Annotated in this window: 12 protein-coding genes and 1 pseudogene; 7 read left to right on the forward strand and 6 right to left on the reverse strand. The window is 64.5% G+C overall.

Annotation, left to right across the window (positions count from 1 at the left end; all coding sequences use genetic code 11):
- From BV95_RS16685 to BV95_RS16695, 3 genes and pseudogenes are all read left to right on the forward strand, one after another.
- Positions 1-163: pseudogene (locus BV95_RS16685) on the forward strand (IS5/IS1182 family transposase); the annotation flags it as partial.
- A gap of 49 nt (positions 164-212) precedes the next feature.
- A complete protein-coding gene (locus BV95_RS16690; RefSeq protein WP_234703218.1) occupies positions 213-998 on the forward strand; it encodes a VOC family protein in 786 nt (261 codons plus the stop codon).
- A gap of 85 nt (positions 999-1,083) precedes the next feature.
- Positions 1,084-2,016, forward strand: coding sequence for an NAD(P)H-dependent flavin oxidoreductase (locus BV95_RS16695; RefSeq protein ID WP_234703219.1), 933 nt, complete (start codon positions 1,084-1,086; stop codon positions 2,014-2,016).
- 42 nt (positions 2,017-2,058) lie between these two features.
- Here BV95_RS16695 and BV95_RS16700 read toward each other — a convergent pair whose 3' ends face one another.
- Positions 2,059-3,708, reverse strand: coding sequence for a carboxylesterase family protein (locus BV95_RS16700; protein WP_081873408.1), 1,650 nt, complete (start codon positions 3,706-3,708; stop codon positions 2,059-2,061).
- On the opposite strand from BV95_RS16700, the gene BV95_RS16705 reads away from it, so the two are divergent.
- On the forward strand, positions 3,673-4,566 hold the full coding sequence (locus tag BV95_RS16705; protein WP_037454514.1) for a LysR substrate-binding domain-containing protein: 894 nt from the start codon (positions 3,673-3,675) through the stop codon (positions 4,564-4,566). The genes BV95_RS16700 and BV95_RS16705 overlap by 36 nt on opposite strands.
- 220 nt (positions 4,567-4,786) lie before the next feature.
- Here BV95_RS16705 and BV95_RS16710 read toward each other — a convergent pair whose 3' ends face one another.
- Together BV95_RS16710 and BV95_RS16715 are read right to left on the reverse strand one after the other, a co-directional pair.
- Positions 4,787-5,986 carry a 2-oxo acid dehydrogenase subunit E2 gene (locus BV95_RS16710; protein WP_037454518.1) on the reverse strand — a complete coding sequence of 400 codons (1,200 nt, stop codon included), beginning with the start codon at positions 5,984-5,986 and terminating at the stop codon, positions 4,787-4,789.
- A 1-nt stretch (position 5,987) separates the two neighbouring features.
- Complete coding sequence (locus BV95_RS16715; protein ID WP_234703220.1) at positions 5,988-8,348, reverse strand: transketolase; 2,361 nt, start codon at positions 8,346-8,348, stop codon at positions 5,988-5,990.
- A gap of 122 nt (positions 8,349-8,470) precedes the next feature.
- On the opposite strand from BV95_RS16715, the gene BV95_RS16720 reads away from it, so the two are divergent.
- The 3 genes from BV95_RS16720 (at position 8,471) to BV95_RS16730 (ending at position 10,632) form a co-directional block, all read left to right on the forward strand.
- The gene (locus BV95_RS16720) at positions 8,471-8,935 is read left to right on the forward strand and encodes an Lrp/AsnC family transcriptional regulator (RefSeq protein ID WP_476712782.1); all 465 of its coding nucleotides are present in this window, start codon (positions 8,471-8,473) and stop codon (positions 8,933-8,935) included.
- 78 nt (positions 8,936-9,013) lie between these two features.
- On the forward strand, positions 9,014-9,589 hold the full coding sequence (locus tag BV95_RS16725; RefSeq protein WP_037454521.1) for a TetR/AcrR family transcriptional regulator: 576 nt from the start codon (positions 9,014-9,016) through the stop codon (positions 9,587-9,589).
- Complete coding sequence (locus BV95_RS16730; RefSeq protein WP_037454526.1) at positions 9,583-10,632, forward strand: alpha/beta fold hydrolase; 1,050 nt, start codon at positions 9,583-9,585, stop codon at positions 10,630-10,632. Before BV95_RS16725 ends, BV95_RS16730 begins: the two co-directional genes overlap by 7 nt.
- Before the next feature lie 198 nt (positions 10,633-10,830).
- Here the strand turns inward: BV95_RS16730 and BV95_RS16735 are convergent, their stop codons facing one another.
- Genes BV95_RS16735 through BV95_RS16745 form a run of 3 tightly spaced genes read right to left on the reverse strand, consistent with a single transcriptional unit; the run spans position 10,831 to position 14,044 of the window.
- Positions 10,831-11,436 carry a glutathione S-transferase family protein gene (locus BV95_RS16735; RefSeq protein ID WP_037454529.1) on the reverse strand — a complete coding sequence of 202 codons (606 nt, stop codon included), beginning with the start codon at positions 11,434-11,436 and terminating at the stop codon, positions 10,831-10,833.
- A gap of 59 nt (positions 11,437-11,495) precedes the next feature.
- On the reverse strand, positions 11,496-13,535 hold the full coding sequence (locus BV95_RS16740) for an alpha-ketoacid dehydrogenase subunit alpha/beta (RefSeq protein WP_234703221.1): 2,040 nt from the start codon (positions 13,533-13,535) through the stop codon (positions 11,496-11,498).
- Between the two features lie 11 nt (positions 13,536-13,546).
- Positions 13,547-14,044, reverse strand: a complete 498-nt coding sequence (locus BV95_RS16745) for a VOC family protein (RefSeq protein WP_234703222.1) — start codon at positions 14,042-14,044, stop codon at positions 13,547-13,549.
- Between the last annotated feature and the right edge of the window lie 273 nt (positions 14,045-14,317).

Genomic DNA, 14,317 nt, shown 5'->3' on the forward strand with positions numbered 1-14,317 from the left:
AAAAATCGACTGCGACTTCCATGCCTATCGCTGGAGGCACCTCGTCGAGAACTTCTTCTGTAGCCTCAAAACATTCCGGCGCATCGCTACCCGATACGAGAAAACTGATCAGAGCTACCGCGCCATGATCAACCTTGCGGCCCTGAAGATCGCTATGCGCTAAATGTCCACACGCCTTAGGACTCCAATGGTCGCCGCGTGACGACGGCACGGTGGATATCCGGCTGGACAGCCACGCCACCCGTATCCGCATCCACGAAGGGCCTCGCGACGATCTGGCCTATGCCGGATGGGAAGTGCGCGACGCGGGCGCGCTGGAGGAACTGCACGACCGGCTTGCCGCCAAAGGCGTCGCCGTGGAACGCGCCAGCGCCGACGCGGCCGACCGCCGCGTACTGGACCTGATCCGTTTCCCCGATCCGGAGGGCAATGTGCATGAGGCCTATTACGGCCCGCTCCAGCGCACTGACCGGCCCTTCGTCAGCCCGACCGGCGCGCGGTTCAAGACCGGCGCGCAGGGGCTGGGCCATATCGTCCTCGCCTGCCGCGACAAGGCGGTGATGCTGGGCTTTTTCCAGGATGTTCTGGGCTTCCGCATCTCCGACCATATCCGGACCGAAGTGATTCCCGGCCGCCCGCTGGAGATCAGCTTTCTGCGCTGCAACGGGCGGCATCATTCGCTGGCGCTGGCCCCGGTGCCGATCCCGAAGAAGATCGTCCACCTGATGGTCGAAACCACCTCCATCGATGAGGTCGGCCGCGCCATGCACCGCTGCATGGCCGCAGGCACCCATCTCAGCTTCACGCTGGGCCGCCATTCCAACGACAATATGTTGAGCTTCTATCCCCTTTCTCCGTCCGGATTCGACATTGAATATGGCTGGGGCGGGCTGGAGGTGGAGGATGAGAGCTGGCACGTCCTCACCCACGAAAGCAATTCCGCCTGGGGGCATATATTCCAGCGTCCCCCGCGCCCGTCGAAGCCCGCATCTGAGTGATCGGCTTCCGTTCTTCGCCGCCCGCAACGGTGGCACAACCGGTGATTTCCTGAAAATGTCCCTAGTCGCTGAACTTCATTCCAGCATGCGCCTGCCGATCATCGCGGCGCCCATGTTCCTGATCTCCGGCCCCGATCTGGTCATCGCCGCCGGGAAGGCCGGGATAATGGGCGCCTTTCCCGCGCCCAACGCCCGCACCATCGCCGACCTGGAACAATGGCTGCCGCGCATCTCCGGCGAACTTGCCGCCGCCGGACGGCCCGGAATGTGGGCAATCAACATGATCGTGCATTCGACCTATGAACGGTTCGACGCCGAACTCGACCTCATCTGCGAATATAAGCCGCGCCTGGTCATCACAGCGCTGGGCAACCCCGCGCGGCCGCTGGAGCGCGTGCATGCCTATGGCGGCGCGGTGTTTTCCGACGTCATCACGCCGCTTCAGGCCCGAAAGGCGGTCGATGCGGGCGCAGACGGCCTGATCCTGGTCGCGAACGGGGCGGGCGGCCATACCGGCCAGTACAACCCCTTCGCGCTGGTGGAGGAGGTGCGCTCCTTCTGGGACGGGCCGCTGATCCTGGGCGGCGCCATCGGCGGAGCGCGGGGGGTGCGGGCGGCCTTGGCCCTTGGCGCGGACTTCGCTTATATGGGCACGCGCTTCATCGCCACGCGGGAAAGCATGGTGTCCGATCCCAATCGCGAAATGCTGGTCCGGGCGCAAATGGAGGATATCGTCATGACAACGGCGGTGACCGGCGTGCCGTCCAACTGGATGCGCGAAAGCCTGGACGCAGCGGGCTTCACGCCGGAGATGCTGGAGATAAAGAAGAAGATCGACTTCTCCAACCTGCATGGCGACAGCAAGGCGTGGAAAAATATCTGGGGTGCGGGGCATGCGGTGGGCCAGACCCGGTCGATCCAGACCGCCGCCGAAGTGGTCGATCAGCTATGCGACGATTATGCGGCGCTGGGCAAAGATTTGAACGATTTGGGAGCGTGGCCGCGTATCCTGACATGACGACTTCCGGGCCGGGATCGGCGACCTAATCCCCAAAAAGGCTCAAAACAGATCGGCGTCTTCGACCGCGACGGTACGACAGCCGGAATGGCCGATGACCATCGCGGCGCGAGCGCCCGGCCGCCACGCCGATCTCGTGGAACCGCCGCCCCGCGCAAAGCCCGTCCAGCGCGTCATGATGTCGATGCTGAGGCTGTCCAGATGGGACCGCTCCGCGCCGCCCAATAGCCTGGCCCCGTTCCATGCGTCGATATTGCCGAACATGAAGGGCAAATCGATGCAATGACAGGCGCGCAATTCCGGCGCGGGCGATTCCATGTCGAACCGATAGACCTGGACATTGCCGCCGCGAGACGCCAGCGCATCGGCAAAGGCCAGCGAGCCGGAACGGAACAGGGCGTCGGTCAGCAATTCCTCGCACAGCGCGGCATCGTCGGGCGGCGCGCGCCGGGCGCGGGCAGCGGCGACGGCCCCGGCGGCCGCCTCTCCAAAAAGCCCTTCCGCGACGGACGATGCGAATTTGCCGTCGATCCCGGCCCGGTCCGGCAGCAGCGACAGGAACAGCGCCCCTTCGTCCCGCGTCCAGCCGACCATGACGTCCACCTTGCGCCTTGCCGCGCCTATCGCGGCCGCTTTCCACAATGGCGTGCCGCCTGCCTGCCAGGGCGCATCGGCCACGGGCGCGAAGGGGGGCGTGAAATCGCCCCTGCGCGGATTTCGCAGCCGCGCCCCGGCCCTGTCCTGCGCGGCCAGAATACGCTCGACGGAGGCGGCGCGCAGATCGGCGGCGTGCCCGCGCTCCAGACCCATTTCCTCGAAGAAGATGTGCGATCTTTCGAAGGCGGCCTCCCGCTCCTGCGGTTCCAGCCCGAACGGAGCGCTCTGCAGGATGGCCCGCCTGAAAAGTCCGTCGGCATCCTCCGACGCCAGCATCATCGCGATGGCATGCGCCCCGGCGGACTGGCCGAAGACGGTGACATTGTCCGCATCGCCCCCGAAGGCCGCGATATTGTTCCGCACCCAATGCAGGGCGGCCAACTGATCCCGCAAGCCGAGATTGCCGTCGCTGACTCCTGGTGCCGCAAGATAGCCCAGCGCTCCCAGGCGATAATTGGGACAGACCACGATCACGCCCTGCTCCCGCGCCATGCGGGCGCCGTCATACCAGGGCTGGTCGCCCGAACCGGTCAGGAAAGCGCCGCCATGGAACCAGACCATGACCGGGGCCTGCCGGGCGCCGGAGGGCGCCCAGATCGAAAGGGTGAGGCAATCCTCATCCTGATCGCCCGACATGGGGCCAAGCGCGGTGAACATGCGGGAGGGGGTCTGCGGCGCCATCGGCGCGGCGGCCGTTGCATCGCGCGTCCCATTCCATGGCGGGCAGGGCAGGGGCGGCGCGAACCGCAACGCGCCTAGAGGCGGCTGCGCGAACGGCAGCCCGCGAAAGACCTCGCATCCATCGAGGGAAAGGCCGCGCACAGAGCCGGAAGGGGTGTCGCGGTCGACTGTGGAAGATGTCGGAAGCATGGGGCGATCTAACGGGCCTTGGCGCGACGGTGCAGTCGCGGCGACGGGAACGGGGGGTTGCCAAGTTGGAAACCCGATGCGAAGATTTTGCGCAGGCGGCCGGAGGATCAGGCTGTACGGGATCAAGCCATGCGCTTTGCAGACGACCTCATCCTTTTCGCGCATCTGGTGGACAACGGCTCCTACTCGGCGACCGCCAGGGCCCTGGGGGTTCAAAAATCCTTCCTCAGCCGCCGGATCGCCGCGCTGGAAACGGCGCTTGGCCTCAATATCCTGCAAAGGGGGGCGAACGGGATCAGGGTGACGGACCTTGGCAACCAGGTCTATGCCAACGCCTGCAAGGTGCGGGAAAATCGCGACGAGGCATTCCGCATCGTCGAGGAGCAGCAGCGGACGCCCAGCGGCGTGCTCAACGTCGTTTGCCCGCCCTTGCTGTCGGAAATGCTGTTCGGCGATGTCGCGGTGGCCTTCGCCGCCAGCCATCCGAAGGTGAGGCTGAACTTCGAAGTCCGGACGATATTGCCCACAGCCGGACTGGACGCCTATGACGTCGTGATCCTTCCGGCGACAGGCGGCCTGCCCGACGCCGATTTCGTGGCCCGGCGGATATTGCTCGCCGAATATCGCCTCGTCGCGTCACCCCGTTGGCAGCCGGTCTCCGGCAAAGCCAGCCTTGAAAAGCTGCAGGGCTGCGTCGCCATAGGCTGGGCGCATGACGGCGCGCCGGAGATCTGGAAACTCACGGACGAGGGTGGAAACATCCACGAGTTGGCGGTCTCTCCAACCCTGCGCACGAACGATCTGGCCCTTGCGGCCAGGGCGGCGATCGCCGGGCTGGGCCTTGCGCGATTGCCTGCGGCGCAGGCCATTCCCCACATCGCCGCAGGTCGTCTGGTCCATATCCTGCCGGATTATCAGCCCCATCCGGTCTCCATCTATGCCGCCTATTCCTCCCGCCGGGCCGTGACCGCCGCCGGGCGCGCCTTTCTTGCCGCTCTACAGGAGGCGGCGGCTAAGGCCTGACCGGGCCAAATCCCTAGGTAGCGTCGGCCTGAGTGATTTGGGTGGATTGCGGACCTATCCTATTCCTCCCCATCGAAAGATGGGGAGGTGGCAGCGCGAAGCGCTGACGGAGGGGAAAATGCGCAGGTCACGCCATTTCCCCTCCACCACCGCTTTCAGCGGCCGTCCCCCTCCCCACGCTTCGCGTAGGGAGGATTTAACGTTTACGAATCCCACATACCTAGCAAATGATCCGCATCGGATCCTCCACCAGATCGCGGAACGCGGCCATGAACTGCGCTGCCGTCGCGCCGTCGATGGCGCGATGATCGAAGCTGGCGGTGGCCGCCATGATCGTCGCCAGAGCGATTGCGCCATCCACCTTCCACGGCTGCTCCACGCCCGCCGCCACGCCCAGGATCAGCGCCTGCGGCGGATTGATCACCGGGAACATCTCGTCGATCCCGAACATGCCCAGGTTGGAAATGGAGGCGGTGCCGCCCTGATAATCCTCCGGCGCCAGCTTGCCGTCGCGGGCCTTGGCCGCCAGCGCCTTGCTCGCCTGGGCGATGGCCGAAAGCGACAGCGCGCCCGCGTCCTTGATGACGGGGGTGATCAGCCCGCCCTCGATCGCGACGGCCATGGAAATGTCCACGCGGGAGAAGCGATGCAGGACATCGCCGCCGAACTGCACGTTCACGTCCGGGACCGCCGCCATGGCCAGCGCCATCGCCTTGATCAGCATGTCGTTGACCGACAGCTTGACGCCGCGCGCGGAAAGGCTGGCGTTCAGTTCCGTCCGCAGCCGGTTCAGCGCGTCGATGTTGCAGCGCGCCGTCAGGTAGAAATGCGGCACGGTCTGCTTGGACTCGGTCAGGCGGCGGGCGATGGTCTTGCGCATGCCCGTCAGCTTGACCGTGTCCACAGGCACGCCCGCCGGAGGATCGTAGACCGGCGCCGCTGCGGCGACCGGCGCGTTGGCAGCGATGACGGCGGCGGGCGTAAGAAGCGATGGCAGGCCAAGGTCCGCCTTGACGATGCGTCCGCGTGGACCGCTGCCGGTGATGCCCGACAGCGAAAGCCCACGCACGGCCGCGATCCGCCTGGCAAGCGGCGTGGCGTTGATGTCCCTCTCGTCAAGGGCAGGCGCTTTGGGGGCCGCCGAAACCGTTTCCAGCACGGGCGCGGCGACGGCTTCCGCTCCCTGGGCGACGGTCGCGATTACCGTGCCCACGGGCACGTCCTCGCTCCCCTCCGGAACGAGGATCGACGCGATTACGCCGCCTTCCGTGGCTTCATAGTCCATCGTCGCCTTGTCGGTCTCGATCTCGGCTATGATGTCGCCCGGCTTGATCCTGTCCCTGGCCTTGACGAGCCACCGGGCCAATGTGCCCTTTTCCATCGTCGGCGACAGCGCCGGCATGGTCAGTTCAACAGCCATGTCATTCCCCCAGGAAAAGTTCGGCGGCGGCCTCGACAATGGCGTCGGCGTCCAGCCTGTAGGTGCGATAAAGGTCGGGCAGGTCGCCGGTCTGGCCGAAGCGGTCGATGCCCAGCGGGCTGACGCGCATCCCCTTGACGCCGCCCAGCCAGGACAGCGCGCCCGGCGATCCGTCGATCACCGTCACCAGCCCCGCGCCGGGAGCCAGCGCGGACAGCAGCGTCTCGACATGGCTGGGCGCCGCGTTTTTGTCGGTCCAGCGGGCAGCGCGCCGGGCCGACCAGCCGCGATGCAGCAGGTCGGGCGAGGTGACGTTCAGCAGGCCCAGACCCGGCATATCCTCCGCCAGCAATTCCCACGCCGCCAGCGCTTCGGGCGCGATCGCGCCGGTGAAGACCAACGCCGCCTCGGAACCGGCGGCGGGCTTGCGCAGCCAATAGCCGCCCTTGATCGCGTCGGCTTCCCAATCGGCATCGGTGCGCGTGATCTGCGGGATGGACCGTGTGCTGAGGCGCAGATAGACCGAACTGCCCTCCGCCTTCTGCATATGGTCGAAGGCATGGCGCATAAGCAGCGCCACCTCATCGGCATAGGCCGGTTCGAAATAGTCCAGATTGGGCTGACCCATGCCGATCAGGGGCGTGTTGATCGACTGGTGCGCCCCGCCTTCCGCGCCCAACGTCAGGCCCGAAGGCGTGCCGACCAGCAGGAAGCGCGCATCCTGGTAGCAACCATAGTTGAGCGCATCCAGCCCGCGTGAAATGAACGGGTCGTACACGGTCCCGACCGGCAGCAGGCGCGTGCCGAAATGCGGGGCCGACAGACCCAGCGCCGCCAGCATCAGGAAGAAATTATTCTCCGCAATGCCCAGTTCGATATGCTGGCCTGCGGCATGGCCCGACCATTTCTGTGCGGAGGGAATCTTCGCGGCATGGAAAACGTCGGCCAGTTCGCGGCGGCGGAACAGCCCGCGCCGGTTGACGAAGCCGCCCAGATTGGTCGTCTGCGTGACGTCGGGCGCGGTCGTGACGATGCGGTCGCCCAGCGGATCGCCCGCCTTCGCCAGATCCATCAGGATGCGGCCGAACGCCGACTGGGTGGACTGTTCCTCCCCATCCGGCACCGGCAGGCGGTCCGGCACCGGCATCGCTTCGGCCTGATGCTCTGGCGGCGTCGCGGCGAAGGCGCTCTTGCGGATGAAGGCGTCCAGTTCGGCGGCCACATTGTCGCCCAGCCCGGCATAGGGTTCCCATTCCTGGCCCTCCGCGATGTTCAGGCTGGCGCGCAGTTCGGCGATCTGGGGCGGGTTCATCATGCCCGAATGATTGTCCTTGTGCCCCGCGAGCGGCAGGCCGAACCCCTTGATCGTATAGGCGATGAACATGGTCGGCATGTCGTCGTCGGCTGCGGCGAACGCCTCCAGCAACGTCTCGACGCAATGGCCGCCCAAATTGGTCATCAGCGCCGACAGCGCGGCATCGTCATAATCGTCCAGCAGCTTCCTGACGTTAGGCTTGCCGCCGATGTCGGCGATCAGCCGCGCCCGCCACGCTGCGCCGCCCTGATAGGTCAGCACCGCATAGTCGGCGTTCGGGCAGTTATCGATCCATTCCTCCAGGCTCTTGCCGCCCGGCTTGCGGAAGGCCGCCTGTTGCAGCTTGCCATATTTCAGCGTCAGCACGCGCCAGCCGCACGTCTCGAAAATATCGTCGAAGCGGCGGAACATGCGGTCGGCGGTCGTGCTGTCCAGTGACTGCCGGTTATAATCGACGATCCACCAGCAATTGCGGATGTCGTGCTTATAGGCCTCGATCAGGCATTCGTAGATATTGCCCTCATCCAGTTCAGCGTCGCCCATCAGCGCGATCATGCGGCCAGCGTCCACCTCCGCCATCTGGCCATGGGCGATCAGATAATCCTGCACCAGGCTGGCGAAGGCCGTGATCGCGACGCCCAGCCCGACCGACCCGGTGGAGAAATCGACGGGAATCTGGTCCTTGGTCCGCGAAGGATAGCTTTGCATGCCGCCCAGCCCGCGAAAGCGCTGCAACTGGTCCAGGCTCTGATTGCCCAGCAGATAGTGGATGGCGTGCAGCACCGGCCCGGCATGGGGCTTGACCGCGACCTTGTCCTGCGGCCGCAGGGCGCTGAAATAGAGCGCGGACATGATCGTCGTCATCGACGCGCAACTGGCCTGATGGCCGCCGACCTTCATGCCGTCCCGCTTGGTGCGGACATGGTTGGCATTGTGCACCGTCCAGGAGGAAAGCCAGCGCAAGCGCGTGTCGAGCGCCTCCAGCGCATGGATATCGGCCTGTCGCGTTTCTGAAATGGCGGTAGCCACGGCATCTCTCCCTATCATCGGCGTGCCTTGATAACCGGAATGACGGCGAGAATCCTTGCGATCATTGCTCAATATCCGCATGATATTGGAATATTAATCGGATATCGTCTTATTAAGGGTGAATTATGCCAAAACAGATATTGGATGACATAGACGTCAAGATTCTCGACCGATTGCAGGGCGACGGGCGAGTCACCAACCAGCAGCTTTCGGAGGATGTCGGCCTTTCGCCCAGCCCCTGCCTGCGCCGGGTCCGGCTGCTGGAGGAAAGCGGGGTCATTGCCGGCTATGTCGCCCTGGTGAATCCGGAGGCGGTCGGCCTCAGCGTTACCGCTTTCGTGCGGATACGCCTCGACCAGCAGGATGACAGTCACCTCGCCGCCTTCGAAAGCGCCATCGCAAACCTGCCAGAGGTCATGGAATGCTATCTGATGACGGGGGAGGCCGATTATCAATTGCGCGTGCTGGTGGAATCGCTGGGCGAATTTGAAGATTTCCTGCGCCGCAAGCTGACGAGGATTACCGGCGTGTCCCAGGTGACGACCAGTTTCGGATTGCGGCCGGTGGTGTATCGGACCGCGCTTCCCGTGCGCAGCGCCGATTAATGTCGGGGCGCGACAATCCGGCTTGACTCTCATTCTAACATGTTCATTTTAGATTGAACGATTTAAAATGAGGAAGCGGTGGTTCGTTCCAGATCATTCGATGAAGCGCAGGTGCTGACCGACGCGATGAACGCCTTTCGCAAGCACGGCTTCGCGGGCGTTTCCATCAAGACGCTGGAGGCTGCGACAGGCCTGACGTCCGGCAGCATCTACAATGCCTATGGCGACAAGGACGGCGTCTATCGGGCCGCGCTGAACCATTATATCGATGCGGTCATTCGCTGGCGGCTCGACACCTATATCGGCGCCGAAGGGGGCGTGGACGGGGTCGAGCGGCTCTTCCTCTCCCTGCTGTCCGATGGCGAAGCCAATCCCAATGGCTGCCTGCTGACCAACGCCGCCGTGGAGTTCGGCGCGGGGCCGTCCGTCGCCACGCAGGGCGTGCAGGACGGCCTCGCCCTGCTGGAGGCGGGCATGCGCGACGCGCTCCTGCGGGACATTGACGCGGAGCATGTCGACCGCGCCGTCACCCGCCTTCTCCTGATCTATCAGGGCATATTGGTGCTGCGGCGCGCGGGCCGGGACATATCGGCTTCCGACGCCGTCGTCCGGGACGAATTCGATCACCTTCGGAAGATGAGAAAATCATGCTGAACTTACAGGAAGTCACCATGCCGCCGGTCGGCTATGTGGAAACCAACGGCATCAGGATGGCCGTTTACGAGGCGGGTCCGGAGACCGGTCCGGCAGTGGTCCTGCTGCATGGCTTTCCCGAACTCGCCTATTCCTGGCGCAGGCAGATCCCGGCGCTGGCGGCGGCGGGATACCGGGTCATCGCGCCCGACCTTCGCGGCTATGGCCTGACCGACCGCCCCGACCGGGTCGAGGATTACGACCTTGCTCATCTGCTGGGCGACCTGATCGGCCTGCTGGATGCGCGGGGGATCGAAAAGGCGGTCTGGGTGGGGCATGACTGGGGCGGCCTGCTCGCCTGGCAATTGCCGCTCTTCTATCCGGAGCGGACGGCCGGTGTCGTTGGCGTCAACACGCCCTTCGTGCCGCACTGGATGGTCTGGCTGCACCCCGACCATATCGGCGATCTGGCGCCTGAGGGGTTCGCACCCGATCCGCAGCGCGACCCGATCGAGCAGATGCGGGAAGTCTACAGCCCGGACATGTATGTCCTCATGTTCCACAATGACGATGTCGGGGACAGGCTGATGGCGCTCGATCCGCGCCGCACCTTCCGGTCGGCCATGCGCGGGAACATGATTTCCGCGTCGGACTACAAGAAACTGCCGCCGGAATATCGCCAGATGGCGCTGTTCGTGCCGCTTGGTCGGCCTGAGCCGGCCGAACTGCCGGGCCGCAGCCTGCTGGCGCCGGAGGAACTCGATTTCTACGCCGAAACATTTGCGCGCACCGGCTTCACATCGGCCATCAACTGGTATCGCAATGTCTCGCGCAACTGGCGGGCGGGCCTGGATGTCGAGCAGGTCGTGCGCGTGCCCTCGCTCATGATCAGCGCGGCTGACGACGTGATCCTGACGCCCGGCATGACGGACGGGATGAAAGCCCATATCCCCGACCTGGAGATGCAGACCATAGCCGATTGCGGCCACTGGACCCCGCAACACAAGCCCGCCGAGTTGAACGAAGCGATCACCGGCTGGTTGCAGAGGCGCTTTCCGGCATAGGATGGAATCTGGGCCGATTGCCATGCGAACTGACATGAGGCGATTGGCCCGGAAAAGCAGTCCGTCATGCTGAACTTGTTTCAGCATCCATTCCTCCCCTCAGACCATCGCTTGTGGGGCGCGATGGATGCTGAAACAAGTTCAGCATGACGAAGGGATGCGGCAAGGGACCGGCATTCAGTCCAGCCTCACGCGCAATCAGACCGGCGCAGTAAGGATCATCTCCGGCCGCTGCTCGAAGACGCCGAACCACCGCGCCAATTCCGGGAAATCCTCCCGCCACGGCCGGTCCGCAAAGCGAAAGTCGAGATAGCCCAGCAGGCAGGCGAGGGCGATTTCGGCAATTGTCGGTTCGCCGTGCAGGGCGGGGCTGTCCGCCTCCATCGCCTCCAGGCCGCGCCACACTTTCTCCATCTGCGCCTCGACCCAGGGCGCCCAGCGCAGTTCGGCGGGGCGAAGCTGCTCGTAACGGCTCATGACTGCGGCTTCGGTCATGCCGTCGATCAGCGCCTGCCGGTGCAGCACCTCCCACCGGGCGTCGCCGGAAGCGGGGATCAGGACCGGCGTGTCAGCCAGCGTCTGCAAATAGTCGGCAATGACCGCCGAACCGTAAATGCGTGAGCCCGAATCCGTCACCAGCACCGGAATCTTGGCAATCGGGTTGATCGCCGCAAGCTCCTCCGCCGGGGCGACGGGCGTGGTCGATACGGGGACGAGCGTCACCCTGTCGCCCAGCCCCAGAATCTCCAGGGCGATGCGGACTTTCCGGACGAAGGGGGAGGCGGAACCGAATATTAGCTGCATAGGCCCAATATTCCCGTCGGCGGTCGCGGGGCAAGTCGTATCTTGCCCCGCCGTATCGATCATGCGGCGATCATGCGCTTTCCGGCCAGCACCCTTGCCGCGTCCGCAATAGACCGGGCATTCGGAATGACGGCCGCCTGAAGCACCGGGCTGGCCGGTATCCGCGTATCCATCGTGGCTAGGCGGCGCACGCTCAGGTCTATCCGCTCGCCGAGCAGTTCCTGGATGCGAAAGCCGATCTCGCCCGCAAAGCCGCCGGTGCGCACGGCCTCATGCACGATCAGGACGCGCCCGCCCGCCTCGCGGACGGCCTGCGTCAACGCCTCCTCATCGATGGGATTGAGCCAGCGCAGATCCAGCACCGCCGCATCGATCCCTTCCTCCGCCAATGCCTCCGCCGCTGCCTCCGCAGGGTCGACCATCGTGCCCCAGGAGATGATCGCCACATCCTTGCCGGGGCGGCGCAGCCGGGCCTTGCCGACCGGCTCCGCGCCTTCGGTCAGTTCGACCGTCGATCTGACCTGATACAGGCCCCGCGCCTCTATGACGATGACCGGATCGGGATCGGCGGACGCGGCGCGCAGCAGCGCATAGGCGTCCGTCGCCGAGGATGCGAGGGCGACCTTCAGGCCCGGCACATGGGCCAGCATCGCCTCTATGGACTGGGAATGCTGCGCGCAGGAACCCGGCGTCGCGCCCTGTTGCGTGCGCACGACCATGGGCGCTCCGCTCTTGCCGCCGGTGATGTAGCGGATGTTCGAAGCCTGATTCACAAGCTGGTCAAGCGCGACGAACAGGAAATCCGCCCACATGATCTCCACGATGGGTTTCAGGCCGCTCATCGCCGCACCGACCGCCGAACCCAGGATGGCGTTTTCCGCAATCGGCGTGTCGAACACCCGATGAGCGCCATATTCCCGTTGGAGGTTGCGGCTCGCCGCGAAGATGCCGCCCCCCTTGCCGACATCCTCGCCATAGACGATCACCGTTTCGTCCCTGTCCAGTTCGGCGCGAAGGGCGGCGTTCACGGCCTCGATGAAGCTCATCTCCTTCGTCCCGATCACGCGGGGATTCATATCGACGGGCGCTGCGATGACATGATCGAGTAGTCCCGTGGGAACCGGATCTGGCGAAGCCATCACGGCGTCCGCGATCCGTTCGACCTTCCGCTCTTCCTCCTCACGCAGCGCCTCGACCTCGCGCTCCGTCATCAGCCCGGCGTCGATCATCCGCTGCGACAGGGTGATGAAGGGGTCGATCTGCTCCGCCTTCCGGCGATCATCCTTGGACCGATAATGCTCCATGTCACGGTTATAATGACCCCATAGCCTCGGCACGCGGCATTCCAGCAGGGCAGGGCCATCGCCTTTCCTGGCCCGCTCCGCCGCGATGGCGAAGCTGTCGCGCACGACGATGGGGTCGGTCCCGTCGATGGTCGCGGAGGGAATGCCATAGCCCGCCGTCCGCTGCGCAAGGCGCTTGGCCAGGAACATGTCGTCAGTGCTGGTCATTTCCGACCAGCCATTATTCTCCACGACGAAGATGACCGGCAATTTGCGTGCAGCCGCCAAAGCGAAGGCTTCGGACACCGCGCCCTGGTTGAGCGCCCCGTCGCCGATGGTGACCACGACGACGCGGCCATTGCCCTTGTGCAGGTTCGCCATGGCCACGCCGCAGGCGATGGTCGTTCCCGCGCCGACGATGGAATTTTCCCCGATGAAGCGCGTGTCGGGCGCCATCATCAGCGCCGACCCGGCGCGACCGCCGTTGATGCCCTCGGCCTTCTGGCAGATTTCAGCGAACACGGCGCGGGGGTCGAGTCCCGACGCGATGGCCCAGCCATGGCCGCGATAGGTGCAGACGATCTGGTCGTCGTCGCGCAGCCCGGCGACCGCGCCCAGCGGCACCGCCTCCTGTCCGGCGCAGAAATGCATCGATCCCAACACGGAAGGCGGCTTGGTCTGCGTCAGCGCGAGCGCCTTGGCTTCGAAGGCACGAATGAAGGCGATCTGCGCAAGGGAATGCCGCGCATAGTTCGCGTCGGACAGGATCGCGGAGGCGTTGGTGGCTGTCACAATGTCTTCCTGTTTGAATCGCATCGTCGCGCCGGTCAGCGCTTCTGATAGGCCTTGCCATGGGGGTAGCTGACCAGTTCGAGCTGCATGCCCCACGGCGTGAGGAAATAAACCCACCGCTGGCCCTCGCTCGGCCCCTTGCTGTCGGTGGGATCGCCCAGGATGACGACATCCTTGCCGCGTAAATATTCGACCGCCTTGTCAAGGTCATGGACGTAAAAGGCGACATGATGTCCGCCAATGTCGCTGTTGCGGGGCTGGGACCGCCGCTGATCCGGCGCGCTATATTGGAATATCTCCAGATTCGGTCCGTTGCCGCACGTCAGGAAAGCGATTTTCTCCACTGCCGCGTCCGGATGAACATTGAGATGGGTTTCCATCCAATTGCCGTTCGCTGGCGTCAGTTGAAGTTCATAGGCGACCTCGCAACCGATGACATCGACGAAGAAGCGGACAGCCTCCTCTATATCGGGAACGGTGAACCCGATATGCTCGGCTTCCCTGAGGCCAGGAAGGCCTGCTTCTGGCGTCAAGATCTGGTTTTCCACGGCATCCTCATCCCTCTTCGCGGAGGTAAAGCCATCAAGCTGCGCAGGGATTAATGTATCCCATTATGCCGGTCAATGGCAAATATCGCTCCATCACGTCAATTTTATAGACAAATTGGATACGATAATGGTCATCCCGCCCATCAAGAGTACGTCTCCCGGTTCGCTTGACAAGGGGGGAGATCAGTTCGCGCAGGAAAACGACATTTTCATACAGGACGTTATCTTCCTTCCGGCCTTAGCCCAAGCTGCAAATAT

The sequence above is a fragment of the Sphingobium chlorophenolicum genome (assembly GCF_000722875.1).
In the GTDB taxonomy this organism is placed as follows: Bacteria; Pseudomonadota; Alphaproteobacteria; order Sphingomonadales; family Sphingomonadaceae; genus Sphingobium; species Sphingobium chlorophenolicum.